Consider the following 14028-nt stretch of genomic DNA (forward strand, 5'->3'; position numbering starts at 1 on the left):
GGTGCTTCGTGTCGTTCGGTGCATGTCCTCGTCCCTTTCGCGGCGGCCACACCGGCAAGCAGCTCGCTGGCCAGCGTGGTCTCGTTGCAAGGGCTTGGACACGTCGCACGAGGCGACCGTCTCAAAATATTTTCGAGAGGGGCATCATGGACCTGCCGTACGGCCGTATGAGCACAATACGTGCCCGACGGGCTCGCGAAGGTCGATGAGGGGCCCGCTCGTCGGGTGCAGGTAGATGAAGTCCGCGCCGTTGGAGGGGCGCCGAGGCCTATGCTCGACGGTGGGCGGATCATGGTCCCAGCTATTTCCAACGAAGGATGCCTGTGGCGCGGCCAGCGCTGGCGCATCGATGATGACGTCGTACCCAGTCCCCTCCGAAACCCGCGCGTTGCAATGGAAGTCATTGAGGCCCAAATCGCTCGATGTGCCGAAATCGATCATCGGGCCGTCGTTGGTCGACGGCCAAGAGCTCTTGGACCGAACGGCGACACCCGTGTCATTTTCGATGATTCGATTGTTGCGCGCCCGCCGTAACCTAGGAAATCCCTTCGCCACCATGGCGTGGAGCACGACGGCAGCGGCCGGCGTCGGATGCGAGCCGCTCGTGATACCCGTAAACACATTGTCCGTAAGCTCGTCGAGGCTCGACGCCCCTTCCATGTAAAGTCCCATGACCGAAAGATCGCGGAACTCGTTGTGACGGATGGCCGCATATCCCGCCGGTTGGACCGCGTGCCGCGTCATCCATATTCCGATCTCGCTTTCGCGAACGACATTCCCTTCGATCCGAACGGAGGTGCAGCTCCACGTTGCGATGGCGCCACCGTCGCGTTTGGTGCCATGAATGCGAGCAAAGAGATTTCCTGGAGAAGCGTCATGTCCGATTTCCAGGGAAACGGACGATGAGCCTTCGTGCTCGCCAACGCCACAACCTACGGCCCAAATACCCGTATACAAATCGTGAAAGGTGGACCCGGAAATGCGGGCGTTGCACCCGGAGGGCGCGGGCCGGGTAATGGTGCTTGCCACGAGTCCCACGGAGAAATCCGGTCCGAAATCGACACCCTCGATGAAGGTGTTGGGCGAGCCGCTTCCGGGAACGCTGCCCCGATCGCAAACGACTCCGAAATGCTCCGCGAGCATCCCCTCGCCAGGCTGCAGGGAGATGCCGCGAAGTTCCGTCGTCGCGGTTTCGTCGCCAAGAACGATGGTGGCGTAGGCACGAACGGCCCCGCGGTAAAGGGTTCCGCCCGGCCCGGCGGTATCGACGAGGCCCGTTCCGACGATAACGGTGGCCCCCGCCCCCGCTCCGCTCAACGAAACGCCCCCCCGCAGAACCAACGGGAACGTTTCGCCGGTCGCCGCGGAATACCGTCCTTCGGCCACATGGATGGTGCGCGCGGGTGCCCGCAGGCCCGAAGCCGCAGAGATGGCGGCGGTGATCGTGCGCAGGGGTGACGTTTTCGTCCCCACCCCTCCGTTCGCCGCATGAGGGTCGACGTAGATGTCGCTGACGTCGTTTACCGTCGCGATTTGCGGAGGGGGGCGAGCTACGGTGTCGCCGCCAAGCGTCGCGAGGGCGAGACCGAGACCCGCGATGGAACGACGGCTCCGTCGGACGACGCGTGGTTCACGCAAAGGTTCCCACGCGCTGCGGAGCGCGGCAAGCATCGATGGCATCGACGCGAATCGCTCTTCGGCCACGATGCTCAGAGCCCGGCGTAGGGCGGAGTGCACGGCGACGGGGATATCACCCCTCGACGGCACGAACGGAATGGATCCATTCGCGATGGCGGCGCGCAATTCGACGACGGAGACGCCATCGAATGGCCTTCGCCCGTACAGCGCTTCGTACAGTGCGACGGCGAAGCTCCACTGATCCGAGCGCGCGTCGGCTCCCCTCCCCGTGAGTTGTTCCGGCGCCATGTAGGCCGGTGTCCCGATCAGCATGCCCGTGTGGCTCACGATGCTGACGAGCGGCAATTCGCGGCCCGTGGATTCGGTGCACCAGGAAGCCGATGCCGTTTCGAGGACTCCGCGGGCAAGCCCGAAGTCCGTAATTCGCACTTCGCCGTCATCGCTCATCAACACATTGTCCGGTTTGAAATCCCGATGCACCAAACCCGCTTCGTGAGCGGCCGCCAGCCCCTCTCCGGCTTGCAAGAATGCCGTCACGATCTCTTTCGGCGTGCGCGCTGCGGCCTGGAACCAATGCCGCAGCGTTCCTCCCTGCAGCAGATCCATCGTCATGAACGACTGCCCCTCGAAGGTGCCAACATCGAACACCGTGACGACGTTCGGATGCCGCAAACGCGCCATGGCCTTCGCTTCATGGACCAGCCACGGGTGCAAGGTGGTGTCATGGTGCGAGCGCAAGACCTTCAAGGCCACGAGCCGGTCGAGCTGTTGATCGAGCACCGCGTAGACCGTGCCGGTCGCACCGGCGCCGAGTCTTTCCCGGACCACGTAGCGCCCCATGCACGTTCCCGGCACGAGATCCAGGGCGCTCGATAGTCCGAAGTCGGTCGCGGTCAGGCTGTGCGTGCTCGTCGCGCCGGTATCGCTCGCGAGCGCCCCGGCGGCGATGAGGGTGCGGCGACACATGGCGCACGCAGCCAGGTGTCCTTCGACATGCGCACGTGGCGCGCTCGGAAGCGCGCCCTCGATGAATTCGGCGACCGTTTCCTCATCCGGACAGGTAGAAGCCATCGTTTGATTGCTCGCGACGTTGCGACTTTTGCGAAAAGGAACTTCACTCGGTGGGCGCAGAGATGCAAACCACGACGAACGCGGAGGGGCCCAAGGCGACGTTTACGCGCGTGCAACATCACCTGGACGTGGCAGGGGTGTCTTGGCCAAACTTTTCCGTCGCCGCTGCCGACTACGAAAGATACCTCGTCGAGCGCGAGGTATTCGCGAAAGACGAGCACGCCGCCGATTTGTACCTTGCGTGCGCCTGCCTGCGAGGGCTCACAGCTGCCGTGGCAGCATTCGACGCGCTTTTACGAAGTGTCGCGCGTCCGGTGATCGCCCGCGTTGGCCGCGACCCGGACTTCGTGGACGAGGTCATCCAGGTCCTGCGTGAAAAGCTTTTGATCGGCGTAGAAAGGCGCGCGCCGAAGCTCGCTCAATACCAAGGGCGCTCCTCGCTCGCCACGTGGATCCGTACCGCGGCGGCCCGCGTTGCCCTCAATTGCCGCCGCGCAGCCAAGGCACCCCACGAGGCGCTCGATGCAAGCCAACACGGGCCATCGTCCCCCGAGCAGCCGGACTGCGAATACGCCAAAGCGCAGTGCAAACGAGAATTGGGGGTCGCACTGCAGATCGCACTCGATGGCCTCACCGAGCGCGATCGCGCGCTGCTGTCGCTGCATCTGGTCGACGGAGTTTCTCTGGAGCGGCTCGCGAATCTTTACGAGGTCGGCCGGGCCACGATTGCGCGCTGGCTTGCCGAAGCGCGAAAGACGCTCACGGCCGACGTGCGCAAGGAACTGTGCCGCCGGCTGGCATTGTCCCCATCGGAATACGATAGCGTCGCCGCCTTCGTGAGAAGCCGCATGGGGGCGAGCGTCGTGGAGTTGTTGCGCGCACGATGACCTTGCCAAGCGTGTAAGCGGAGCAGCACCCACACGATGCGCGCTGTTTTCGAGACACCCCGAAACCCGCCCCGGGTGCCGTCGGTACTCAGGGGCATGAGGCTCGTCGATTCACATCGGTCACGTTCATCGGGCGCGCTGCCTACTTGAACGAGATGTGAAGTGGGTGGGCCTTGAAAAACTAAACGTGCAGTTTAGATTTTCATTCATCAGAAACTGAACGAACAGTTTAGAAAACACGGAGATACGATCATGAACTCGATTCGTCTTGCCTCGCTGGTTGGTGCATTTGCTGTTGGCCTCGTTGGGTACGCTTCGGAGGCCCGCGCGGAGTCGCCCGCCGCCGGTGTCGATCCGTCCAGCATTTACCAGCCGACCCCGAACTCGCGTCCGCTGGCCGTTCAGCCTCCGGTCTCGGTGACCGGCGTCGTCGGTAGCCCGGTGCGCACCGTTGCGTCCGTGCACGCGGCGCAGTCGGCCAAGGCCGCTCCCGTGGTGTCGACGACGAGCATCACGTCCGCCACGTTCTACAACCCGTCACCCAACGAGCGGCCCGTGGTCGTTGCGGTTCCCGGGGCGACGGCGCCCGCCCACGTCGAGAACAAGCAGGCTGCGTTGGCGCTCAACGAAACGTCCGCCTCGACGGCCTACGAGCCCTCGCCCAACTACAAGCCCGTGTTCGTGGCGCCGGTCGTGGCCACAGCGAACGCGAGCAAGGTGGCTTCGAACCGTGAGCACCAGACGCTCTCGACTTTGTACAATCCGTCGCCCAATGCCACTTCGGCCGCAGCCCCCGAGACCCGCGTCGCCACGCAGAAGCCGCGCACCGCGTCCCTTCGAGTCTCGGCGTCGGAAGGCATGCCCGGAATCAGCCCCAACCTGCGCTAATCGTCCAAGATTTCAAGTTAGAGCTTCACGGCATTCTTCGTTTTGACATGAGCGCATCAAGGAGGGAACCTCGCGATTCCCCCCCGTGAACACGCACCGGGAAAGCGCGATCTATTGCAGCGAGGTCTTTTGACGCTCTTCGTACGACGGAGTGTCCGAGCCCGTGCGGCGCGGTTGCACCTGGGCTTCGTCACCCGGCCGGCGGGAACACAGGAACCACGCCTGGCTGTTGATCAGTGAACCAACGTACGGCAGAGGGCTAAATTGCGTTTCGCGCACCTCGAGACGCTGAGCGAGTCGCTCACGCAATGCGCGCCAGTTGAATCCCTTGTGACCGCAATGGACATTGGGCGAGCCGTCGGAGAACTCCACGCGATAAACGGGCCGATCGAGCGTCGTCGTGGCACGCGCGAGTACCGACTTCACCATTTCTCGCACGGTGTACCGTTCGCGATGCTGGTAGTCGACGATGTTGCGTCCCGCATACGCGCGGTACGCCTGCTTGGCCAAGATGCTGGGGCCTACTTCGATGGGCACACTCACCACCAGGGTTCCATCTTTGGCAAGCAGACGATGCAACAGTGAGAGGATGCCGTCGAGATTCTCCGGCGCAATGTGCTCCAGCACCTCCATGCAGAAGATCGTATCGAAGCTCTCGTTGGGCTCCTTGACGATGTCGCTGGTATGTTGGAATCCGATCGTCGGCTCGGCGGAGAAGCGCTGAGCGTTTTCGTTCACGAGGAGGTGGTCGATTTCCACGCCCACGCCGCGCTCGAACGACCCCACGTTGCTGCCGAGGAAGGTGCCGTCCCCGCAGCCATAGTCAAGCAAGCGCTTACCACCGAGGGTCGCTGCCAGCTTCTTGGCCAGCTCGAACCGGCTCGAATGGCTAAATCGCAGGACGCCGAGGTTCGTAAGGAGAAGCTTCTGCGCATACACGCCCCGCTTCACGGCCTCATTGAGACGCATTGCCCCCTTTTCCTTTCTGGGTTACATCGGAGGGGTTTCGGGCACCGTTCATTAGAACAATGGGTGCGGGACCAACGTTTCCGTTCACTGCCCCGCGTTCTATTTTGGGTCCCTCACGCACATTTTCGTCAAGTGGGCGCAGGATACGAGCGGCAACGTGCCACCTCAACGGGGATTGCGTGGCGCAGCAAAAGATTTCCGCGACGCGCTTTCTCCGCGATTAGCGGGCCCGTCTGGCCGATCCCGTGGGAAATGGACCTGAGGCGATCATGGGAGCAAGGCGAGCTCTGCGTACGGGGAAGCGGCGCCGTCGATTGGCCAGCGGGTGGGGGCTCTTTCCCCCGACGTGGTGGCACGTGGATGATTCGAGCAAGGCGGGCTGGTCACGACCAATAGACGTCGACCGGACCGCGGCCGGTGAGGCGTGTCAACTCGAGCTTTGCCGTCGTCAACTCCCCTTTCTTCGTATCCATCATCGCAAGAACCGCCATGCGATGAACGACTATTTGCCAACGAATAGCCAGTTCACCGAACCGACATATCACTATTTGAAGACGGCTACCGAGACCTTCGATCAGTGCTTTTTTTTTCATTTTCCGATTGTTGCGGGGCAAGCCACATGACCGTTCGTCTCCCTCACCCATGATAGAAGGGAGGCAATGCTTTCTCGCCCCCATCATCGAGTCGTTGCTGGAATGTCCCTCGTTGTTTCGTTGGGCGCCGCGGCCTGCGCAACCATTTGGGGTTTCGACGATCTATCGTTGGACCATGGCACCGTGGATGGTGGTGCGGACGCGCCATTCGATGGAAGGGCGGTGCGGTGCGACGTCACTGCACCGTTCACGGTCATCTCGCCGCCGCTCTTCGCCGACAAGGGCAACATCAAGGCGGACCGGCAGGGTATTTCCCTTTCCGCGGACGAGAGGCGTATCTATTTCGGCTGGGATCCGGATCCCCCGCTGCCCGATGGCGGGGGAAGTCCATACAATTGGAAGCTCATGATGGCCACGCGCGATACCCCTCAGGAGAATTTCGGGGAGGCCCAACCACTCGCCCCACCCATCAACGGAACGTACCTCCAGCGCCATCCCACGCTCGACCGCGAAGAGACCATGATTGTTTTCGCTGCCAGGGACGGGGGCACGGACATCCAGGAGCAACTCTTTTACGCGAGGCGCGATGCGAGTTCGCAGCCCTTCGGGCCTCCGCAGCGGCTCCCTGCTCTCATCAACGAAGACCCCGGGTACAACATCGACCCTTTTCTTTACACCCTGCCGGACGCTGGAAAAGAGCTCTGGTACGTCCATGGTACGACGAAAGTGGCCACCCTGCGTCGTTCACGGATTCTGAATGACCATTTGAGCGCCCCGAGCTCGTTCGGACCACCGGAGGAGGTCAATCTCACCGACGATACGGAGGTCACCCCCGTGTTGAGTGCCGACGGCCTCGAGCTCTATTTCTCGCGCGAGGAAGGGCCCTCCGATTGGCCCAATGCGAACATCTGGAGGGCTCATCGAACGACCACCGCCGAGCCTTTCGTGACGCGAGAGGAGGTCGTCGAGTTGAATGACAAATCCGAGTTGGACCGGCCAGGATGGCTATCCCCGGATGGGTGCCGATTGTATTTCCTCTCTTCGAGAGATGCCCAGGGCACCCGCGCGCTGAACATCTACATGGCAGATCGCACGAAATCCTCGCCTTGATTCGCGGAAGCCTCGGCGCGATGCCTCCGCCTTCATGAACATCGCGGATACAGCCGAGCGTGTCGCGAACGGACACGCAAGAATTGGTCACTCCACCAGTGCGACGACTGCCCGTCACAGTCTCATGGGAGCCCGGCCCCCGCGACGGATGCGGGCAAGCAACGGACGAAGCCTTGGCGCCGGAAGCCGCCTTGGCCGTCGTCCTCGACCGTGGCGAAACATAGATACAGCGCGGTGCGATCGGGGCCGCCGAGGGCACACGCCACGCTGTGTGCCGGCGTTACGTCGATGTGCTCGAGCAGGCGGCCGTTCGCGGCGATCCGCTGAAATTCGCCTCTCTTGAGGGTGGCAACCCAGAGGGCACCTTCGGCGTCGAGGCAAATACCGTCGGGCGTTCCCACGACCCGCGCATGCATCTTTCGCTGAGAGAGGCTGCCGTCGGCGCGCACGGTGAACGCAGAGATCTGGTGGGCGAACGTTTCGGCCACGTAAAGCGTGCCCCCGTCGGGGGTGAGCGCCATACCATTGGGAAAGTCGATGTCGTCCACGACGCAGCGCGCGGTGCGCCCTTGCTCGACCAAGAAGATTTGCCCCGGACGATGGGCCTCCCCCGCACCGAGGTTGAACCCCGTATCGCCGACATACGCGCGCCCCGCCCGATCGACGACCATGTCGTTGAGCAGGCCGCGCGTATGAGCCGACAGATCCTCCACCAATTGCAGTGCTCCCGTAGGGCCTTCGCCGCCGATGCCAGTCACCAGATACACGCGGCGGCCGAGCGCCGTGGCGATGAGCAATTGGCCATCCGGCAGGAACCCGAGCCCCGCGGGCCGCTCGGGAACGGGAAGGTCGAAGCGCAGAGCGCCAGCGGAATCGAAGGCTTTTAGCCTGAAGTTGTGAACATCGGATATCCAAAGGAGCCCGTCGCGCCAGCGGGGAGATTCGGGATACGAAAGACCCGACAGAAGGCTCCGCCCCAAGGATGTTTCACCCACGGGAAGCCTCCGGCGCGACGCCGGTCAACGCCGCTTGCAATCGTGCGACCAGCGCATCGACCGCGTCAGCGTTTCGCGCGACACCGTAAACGTAATAGTCGGGCCTGACGATGACCGCCACCACACCGTGCTTGGCGAACCAATCCGCGTAGAAGCCGTCGAGATCGACGAGCGCGCCCGGGGCAGGCGTGCGCGAAATGGTCACGACACCTCGGTCGATGCGCTGGAGAAATTCTCGCGCCGGCTGGCCGACCTTCGCGGCAACTTCGGGGTCGACGGTGACCACGAGGAAGCCTCGGCCCGCGATGTCGTCGAAGAAGCCACTTTGCCCATCGCGCACGATCGCGCGCTGCGGAAACAATGAACCGACGGGCGCGACGCGCTCGCCCTTGGGGCCGAAATCGAGAATTCCCGACGTCAGACCAGGGAACTCCGGTACCGGCGGAGCCTGCCCGCTCAAGAGCAAAGCGTCACGCTTTGCAGCCTGCTCCAAATCGCGCGTGCACAAGACTTCGCCCGTCTGTATCGAAATATCGATCCATGTCCGGGTGTGCGGCTCGCGCTCCGTTTGGTAGCTGTCGAGAAGCGTGTCGGGTGCGATCCCCCGAAGCACCATCTCGAGCTTCCACGCGACGTTCACGCTATCGCGCATTCCAGAGCACGCACCTTGCCCCATGAAGGGCGGCATGGTGTGGGCTGCATCGCCAAGGAGCAATATCCGATTATCCCGCCATTGCTTGGCGACCCGTGCCTCGAAGACATAAACGAGCTGACGAACGATCTCCACATCGTCCGGCCCGATGTTCTGCTTGGCGAGAAGCTCCCATGCCTTTTCAGGCCGGCTGAATTCCGCCGGATCTTCACCGGGAAGAATGTGCAATTCGAAGCGATGGTGCCGCTTTCCGAGCGGGCCGATGAACGCGGGCCGCTTTGGATCGCACACGTGGAAAGGGTCGTTCAGCGGGAGCGGGCGCTTGACGCGCGCGTCCACGACGAGAGCCGGCTCGTTGAATCCGAGATCGTGACGCTCGATTCCGAGCCGCTCGCGGATGCTGCTCCGAGCGCCATCGGCGGCGAGCAGCCACTTACCGCGCACCGTCACGATCTCGTCTCCGAGAGTGAAACCTCCCTTGCCGTCGGGTCGAGTGCGCTGCGCCTTCACCGTCACGCCGTCCGCGTCTTGGGTGACCTCGTTCACTTGGTGGCCGCGAAGTTGACGCGGCGGGAGCTTCGCGCGATCGAGCGCCGTAACCAGCGCATCCTCGAGCACGGGTTGATACATCATGTAATCCGTATTGCAGCCCGAGTCGGATACGCCGCCCCAATTCATTTCGAGCAGCCGCTGCCCTTGTCCATTGTACCAGTGGTAACTCTGTATCGGATACGCGTCGGCTAGAAACTTATCTTCGACTCCCACTTCCTGTAAGAAGCGCACAATCTCGTGATCGACGTGCCCCGCGCGCGGCAGTCCGTAGAGCGCCTCGTGTCTCTCGATGGCGATGACGCGAACACCTCGCCTCGCCAAATGCGCAGCGACCATCAGACCAGAAGGTCCAAGCCCGACGACGACCACATCACAATCCAAGACGACAGCTGACATTGATCGCTCTCTTTCCTTGTGTTCGCTTTTTCGACCTGTCGGTTTCACAACCTGCACGCACACGCCCAACAGGCACCCGATAGGGCCAGTCTTCCCGGCTCGCCGTGCGGCCTTCGGAAAATATATTTTATGTCGATTCACGGCCCGTCAAGGGGTTCGGCGTCAATGAACTTCATACGAATATTGATTATTACTGCGACGCATATTCGGGCTCCAAGCATGTGTTGGATAGACACATCGGATCAAAAGAAATATATTTTAACTGGTCGCACGCCCACGAGGACCCCATCACACAGTCAACAGGAGCGTGAACGATGCGACTAGCTCGATTCAAAGACGAACGTGGTGAGGGACTCGTTATTTTGAGCCAGGACGGCCGTGCCCGCGGATTGCGCGTGCACGACGGGGGCTTTCCCGGTGACCTTGCAACGATTCTGGCCCGCGGAGACGGCGCGCTAAAGACGGCTGCCGAACGGTTGCGCAGTAGCCCCGAAATCGACCTGGCACGCTGCGACTACCTTCCGCCCATTGCCAATCCCGGAAAGATTATCTGCATCGGGCTCAATTATGCCGATCACAGTGCGGAAAGCGGATATGCCGTTCCGGATTATCCCACGTTCTTCGGGCGATTCACCTCGAGCTTGATCGGTCATGGCGCGCCGATCGTTCGGCCCGTGGTATCGGAACAGCTCGACTTCGAAGGGGAGCTCGCGGCGATCATCGGGCGCGGCGGGCGGAACATTTCCCGCGAGGATGCGCTGTCTCACGTGGCTGGGTATTCGCCATTCAACGATGGGAGCATCCGAGACTACCAGCATCGAACCCCGCAGTGGACAGCCGGAAAGAATTTCGACGAAACCGGTGCATTCGGCCCTCTGTTCGTTTCGGCCGATGAATTGCCCCCGGGGTGCCGCGGTTTGCGTTTGACCACCCGGCTCAATGGAAACGTGGTGCAGCAAGCTTCGATCGATGATCTGATCTTCGACGTTGCGACCTTGGTGTCGCTGCTCAGTGAGGTATGCACACTCCAGCCGGGCGACGTCATCGTCACCGGAACACCGGCCGGAATCGGAGCGGCTCGTAAACCGCCACTCTGGATGAAACCGGGAGACGTCTGCGAAGTGGATATCGAAGGCGTTGGGCTACTTGTCAATCCGATTGCCGATCAGCGCGCCCTCGGTGGCCAACCAGGAACGCGGTCGTGAGCCAAAAGCCTGTGGCGAGCCGCTCCGTGCTGGGCGTCCACTCGCTGGATCACTTCGGTATGGTCGTTCCGGACATCGGAGAGGCGCGCCGCTTTTTCGAAGCCTTCGGGTTCGACGTTCGGTCGAACGGCGGCGGCATCGATCTACGGACCTTCGGCCGCGATCATACGTGGGTCACCGTGCGCCCTGCGCCGACGAAATCTCTCCAATTCGTAGCCTTCGGCGCCTACCGCGAGGATATGGAAGGGCTCTACGATCGAGTGGCAGCACTTGCCGTTCCCGACCTTGCACGGGACCAAAATGCCATTCGATTCAAAGATCCCGATGGGTTGCAACTTGAAGTGATCGTGGCGGACAAGTCATCGCCCGACGCGAAGTCGGCCCCCGCCGCAAGCCACACGCCGACACCGCCAGGAACGGCCGCCGCTCCGCTGCGCAGCAAAGCCCCGCTCGTGCAGCCGAGGCGGCTCGCGCATATTCTGCTTTTCGTCAACGACATCGCGCACACCATCGACTTCTATTGCAAGACGCTCGGCTTGCGTCTTTCCGATAAATCAGGCGACGTTGCGTTCCTTCATGGGCCGCACGGGAGCGATCACCATATGATCGCATTCGTGCAGAGAAAGGGGCCGGGGCTCCACCACTCCTCGTGGGACGTCGGCTCGGTCCAAGAGGTGGGGCTCGGTGCCATGCAAATGGCAGATGCTGGTTACGGCAACGACGGATGGGGCCTCGGACGGCACGTGCTCGGGTCCAACTATTTCCACTATGTTCGCGATCCCTGGAACAGTTATGCCGAATACTCGTTCGATATCGATTACGTTCCCGCGGGCGTCGATTGGCCCGCCGGCGATCATCATCCGGACGATGGCTTTTACCTTTGGGGGCCGAAACCACCGAAGGATTTCGACGTCAACTACGAACTCCGATGACGTAAACGTCATGCCAGGAAACCTCGCGAGCAACTTCGGAACTATCGCTTCGCCGCCCGCTCTTGCGTACCGTATGCAGCGTGCGACGAACAGGACGGATCATGAGCACCGGCGAGCGACCCAGGCGGATCACGCTTTCACCCTGATTCGAAACGATATTCTGAGTTGCCGTGTCAAGCCGGGAGCCAAGCTCAAGATCGCCGAGTTGTGCGAGCGCTACGATTTCAGCCTCGGCTCCGTGCGCGAAGCCTTGTCTCGGCTCACGGGCGACGGCCTGGTCGTTGCAGAACCCCAGAAGGGCTACTCCGTTGCGCCGGTATCCCGTGACGAGCTGGTCGATCTGACTCGGGCCCGCGTGGAGCTCGAGGCCCTGTGCATGGCCGATTCCATCCGGAATGGAGATCTGCGCTGGGAAAGCGCCTTGCTCGCGACGTTGCACCGCCTGCGGCATCTGCCGGAACGCGATCCGGAGGACACGTCACGACTCGACGACCAATGGTCAACTGCCCACCAGGAATTTCATGCGGCGTTGGTATCCGGGTGCACCAATCGCTGGCTATTGCGTATGCGCGCCATACTTTACGCACAATCGGAGCGGTACCGCCGGTTGTCGGTACCTCTGCGCACGGAACCTCGCGACGTGAATGCCGAGCACCATGAAATGGTGAAGGCTGCCCTCGCCCGCGACGTCGCGCAGGCGCGCCGCCTCATCGAGATTCATTTCGAGACCACGACGCGGCTCATTCTCCAAGGGCTCGATCTCACTGACGACAACGCGACTCGACACGAAATCGAATAAGCAAATTTTATCACCAAAATCGAAGGAGCTATCATGGCCAAGTATTTGAAACGAGGCCGCGACGCCGCATTGCGCGCGGAAGATGCCACCAAAGTCCGCAACACCGTCGAAGGGATCCTCTCGGACATCGAAGCGCGCGGAGACGAAGCGGTGCGCGAATTATCCGTAAAATTCGACCATTGGGACCGTGACGACTACCGATTGACGGCGGCCGAAATCCGCGAATGCATGTCGCAATTGTCGGCGCGCGATCTCGACGATATCGGTTATGCCCAAGAGCAAGTGCGCAATTTCGCGCAGCACCAGCGTGCAGCCATGCGCGATCTCGAGGTGGAGACGCAACCCGGCGTCGTGCTCGGGCACAAGAACATTCCCGTGAGTTCTGTCGGCTGCTACGTCCCCGGCGGCAAGTATCCCCTTCTTGCGTCCGCGCATATGTCGGTGATCACGGCCAAGGTGGCCGGTGTGCCGCGGGTCGTTACCTGCGCGCCGCCCTATCACGGCAAACCTGCGCCGGCGATCGTCGCGGCGCAACACCTCGCGGGCGCCGATGAGATTTACTGCTTTGGCGGCGTGCAGGCGATTGGCGCGATGGCCATCGGCACGAAGAGCATCGCGCCGGTCGATATGCTCGTCGGGCCGGGTAATGCTTTCGTCGCCGAAGCCAAGCGGCAGCTTTTCGGGCGAGTCGGCATCGATCTCTTCGCGGGGCCAACGGAGACGCTCGTCATCGCCGACGATAGCGTCGACGGGGAAATCTGTGCGACCGACCTGCTCGGCCAAGCCGAACACGGGCCGAACAGCCCCGCGATTCTCTTGACGACGTCGGAGAAGCTCGCGCGCTCCACGATGGCGGAGATCGAACGGTTGCTCACCGTTCTTCCGACGGCCGATATCGCGGCCAAATCCTGGGCCGACTACGGCGAGGTCATCGTCTGCGACACCCTGGAAGAGATGGTTCGAGAGGCTGACCGCATCGCCTCCGAGCACGTGCAAGTCATGACGCGCGACCCGGACTACTTCCTTCAGCACATGACCAATTACGGTGCGCTCTTTCTGGGCCCGCGCACCAATGTTGCTTACGGCGACAAAGTCATTGGCACCAACCACACGCTGCCCACGATGAAATCGGCCCGCTACACCGGCGGCTTGTGGGTCGGCAAATTCCTCAAGACGTGCACCTATCAGCGCGTGCTCACCGACGAAGCGTCCGCGCGCGTCGGGGAATATTGCTCGCGACTGTGCATGCTCGAGGGCTTCGTCGGCCACGCCGAGCAGGCCAATATCCGGGTGCGGCGTTACGGAAAAAAGCCCATTCCCTACGGCACTGCGGCCGAGTGA

Annotated in this window: 11 protein-coding genes; 7 read left to right on the plus strand and 4 right to left on the minus strand. The window is 62.1% G+C overall.

The features are described 5' to 3' along the window. Window positions 1–144 precede the first annotated feature (144 nt). Window positions 145–2709, minus strand: coding sequence for a protein kinase (locus LVJ94_43530; protein WXB03765.1), 2565 nt, complete (start codon window positions 2707–2709; stop codon window positions 145–147). Window positions 2710–2771: 62 nt separating this feature from the next. Here LVJ94_43530 and LVJ94_43535 point away from each other — a divergent pair, with 62 nt between their 5' ends. Both LVJ94_43535 and LVJ94_43540 read left to right on the plus strand, forming a co-directional pair. Then, window positions 2772–3596 carry a sigma-70 family RNA polymerase sigma factor gene (locus LVJ94_43535; protein ID WXB03766.1) on the plus strand — a complete coding sequence of 275 codons (825 nt, stop codon included), beginning with the start codon at window positions 2772–2774 and terminating at the stop codon, window positions 3594–3596. Between the two features lie 252 nt (window positions 3597–3848). Next, the gene (locus tag LVJ94_43540) at window positions 3849–4484 is read left to right on the plus strand and encodes a hypothetical protein (protein ID WXB03767.1); all 636 of its coding nucleotides are present in this window, start codon (window positions 3849–3851) and stop codon (window positions 4482–4484) included. 111 nt (window positions 4485–4595) lie between these two features. Here the strand turns inward: LVJ94_43540 and LVJ94_43545 are convergent, their stop codons facing one another. Then, window positions 4596–5453, minus strand: coding sequence for a class I SAM-dependent methyltransferase (locus tag LVJ94_43545; GenBank protein WXB03768.1), 858 nt, complete (start codon window positions 5451–5453; stop codon window positions 4596–4598). A 695-nt stretch (window positions 5454–6148) separates the two neighbouring features. Between LVJ94_43545 and LVJ94_43550 the strand changes: the two genes are divergently transcribed. Further along, window positions 6149–7156 carry a hypothetical protein gene (locus LVJ94_43550; GenBank protein ID WXB03769.1) on the plus strand — a complete coding sequence of 336 codons (1008 nt, stop codon included), beginning with the start codon at window positions 6149–6151 and terminating at the stop codon, window positions 7154–7156. Window positions 7157–7278: 122 nt separating this feature from the next. Here LVJ94_43550 and LVJ94_43555 read toward each other — a convergent pair whose 3' ends face one another. Together LVJ94_43555 and LVJ94_43560 are read right to left on the minus strand one after the other, a co-directional pair. Beyond that, complete coding sequence (locus LVJ94_43555; protein ID WXB03770.1) at window positions 7279–8151, minus strand: SMP-30/gluconolactonase/LRE family protein; 873 nt, start codon at window positions 8149–8151, stop codon at window positions 7279–7281. Further along, entirely contained in the window at window positions 8144–9751 is a 1608-nt protein-coding gene (locus LVJ94_43560) for a bifunctional 3-(3-hydroxy-phenyl)propionate/3-hydroxycinnamic acid hydroxylase (GenBank protein WXB03771.1), read from the minus strand. Before LVJ94_43560 ends, LVJ94_43555 begins: the two co-directional genes overlap by 8 nt. A gap of 314 nt (window positions 9752–10065) precedes the next feature. Here LVJ94_43560 and LVJ94_43565 point away from each other — a divergent pair, with 314 nt between their 5' ends. The 4 genes from LVJ94_43565 to hisD all read left to right on the plus strand — a co-directional run bounded on the left by LVJ94_43565 (window position 10066) and on the right by hisD (window position 14028). After that, window positions 10066–10956 carry a fumarylacetoacetate hydrolase family protein gene (locus LVJ94_43565; GenBank protein WXB03772.1) on the plus strand — a complete coding sequence of 297 codons (891 nt, stop codon included), beginning with the start codon at window positions 10066–10068 and terminating at the stop codon, window positions 10954–10956. Further along, window positions 10953–11888 (plus strand): VOC family protein, encoded by a 936-nt coding sequence (locus tag LVJ94_43570; protein WXB03773.1) that lies wholly within the window; start codon window positions 10953–10955, stop codon window positions 11886–11888. Before LVJ94_43565 ends, LVJ94_43570 begins: the two co-directional genes overlap by 4 nt. 73 nt (window positions 11889–11961) lie before the next feature. Next, entirely contained in the window at window positions 11962–12687 is a 726-nt protein-coding gene (locus tag LVJ94_43575) for an FCD domain-containing protein (GenBank protein WXB03774.1), read from the plus strand. Window positions 12688–12720: 33 nt separating this feature from the next. Next, on the plus strand, window positions 12721–14028 hold the full coding sequence (gene hisD, locus LVJ94_43580; GenBank protein WXB03775.1) for a histidinol dehydrogenase: 1308 nt from the start codon (window positions 12721–12723) through the stop codon (window positions 14026–14028).

It is taken from the genome of Sorangiineae bacterium MSr11367, from assembly GCA_037157805.1.
In the GTDB taxonomy this organism is placed as follows: Bacteria; Myxococcota_A; Polyangia; order Polyangiales; family Polyangiaceae; genus Pendulispora; species Pendulispora rubella.

Coding starts and splice junctions, on each gene's coding strand:
- LVJ94_43530 (WXB03765.1), bottom strand. CDS start 2,709: ATGGCTTCTACCTGTCCGGATGAGGAAACGGTCGCCGAATTCATCGAG.
- LVJ94_43535 (WXB03766.1), top strand. CDS start 2,772: ATGCAAACCACGACGAACGCGGAGGGGCCCAAGGCGACGTTTACGCGC.
- LVJ94_43540 (WXB03767.1), top strand. CDS start 3,849: ATGAACTCGATTCGTCTTGCCTCGCTGGTTGGTGCATTTGCTGTTGGC.
- LVJ94_43545 (WXB03768.1), bottom strand. CDS start 5,453: ATGCGTCTCAATGAGGCCGTGAAGCGGGGCGTGTATGCGCAGAAGCTT.
- LVJ94_43550 (WXB03769.1), top strand. CDS start 6,149: ATGTCCCTCGTTGTTTCGTTGGGCGCCGCGGCCTGCGCAACCATTTGG.
- LVJ94_43560 (WXB03771.1), bottom strand. CDS start 9,751: ATGTCAGCTGTCGTCTTGGATTGTGATGTGGTCGTCGTCGGGCTTGGA.
- LVJ94_43565 (WXB03772.1), top strand. CDS start 10,066: ATGCGACTAGCTCGATTCAAAGACGAACGTGGTGAGGGACTCGTTATT.
- LVJ94_43575 (WXB03774.1), top strand. CDS start 11,962: ATGCAGCGTGCGACGAACAGGACGGATCATGAGCACCGGCGAGCGACC.
- hisD (WXB03775.1), top strand. CDS start 12,721: ATGGCCAAGTATTTGAAACGAGGCCGCGACGCCGCATTGCGCGCGGAA.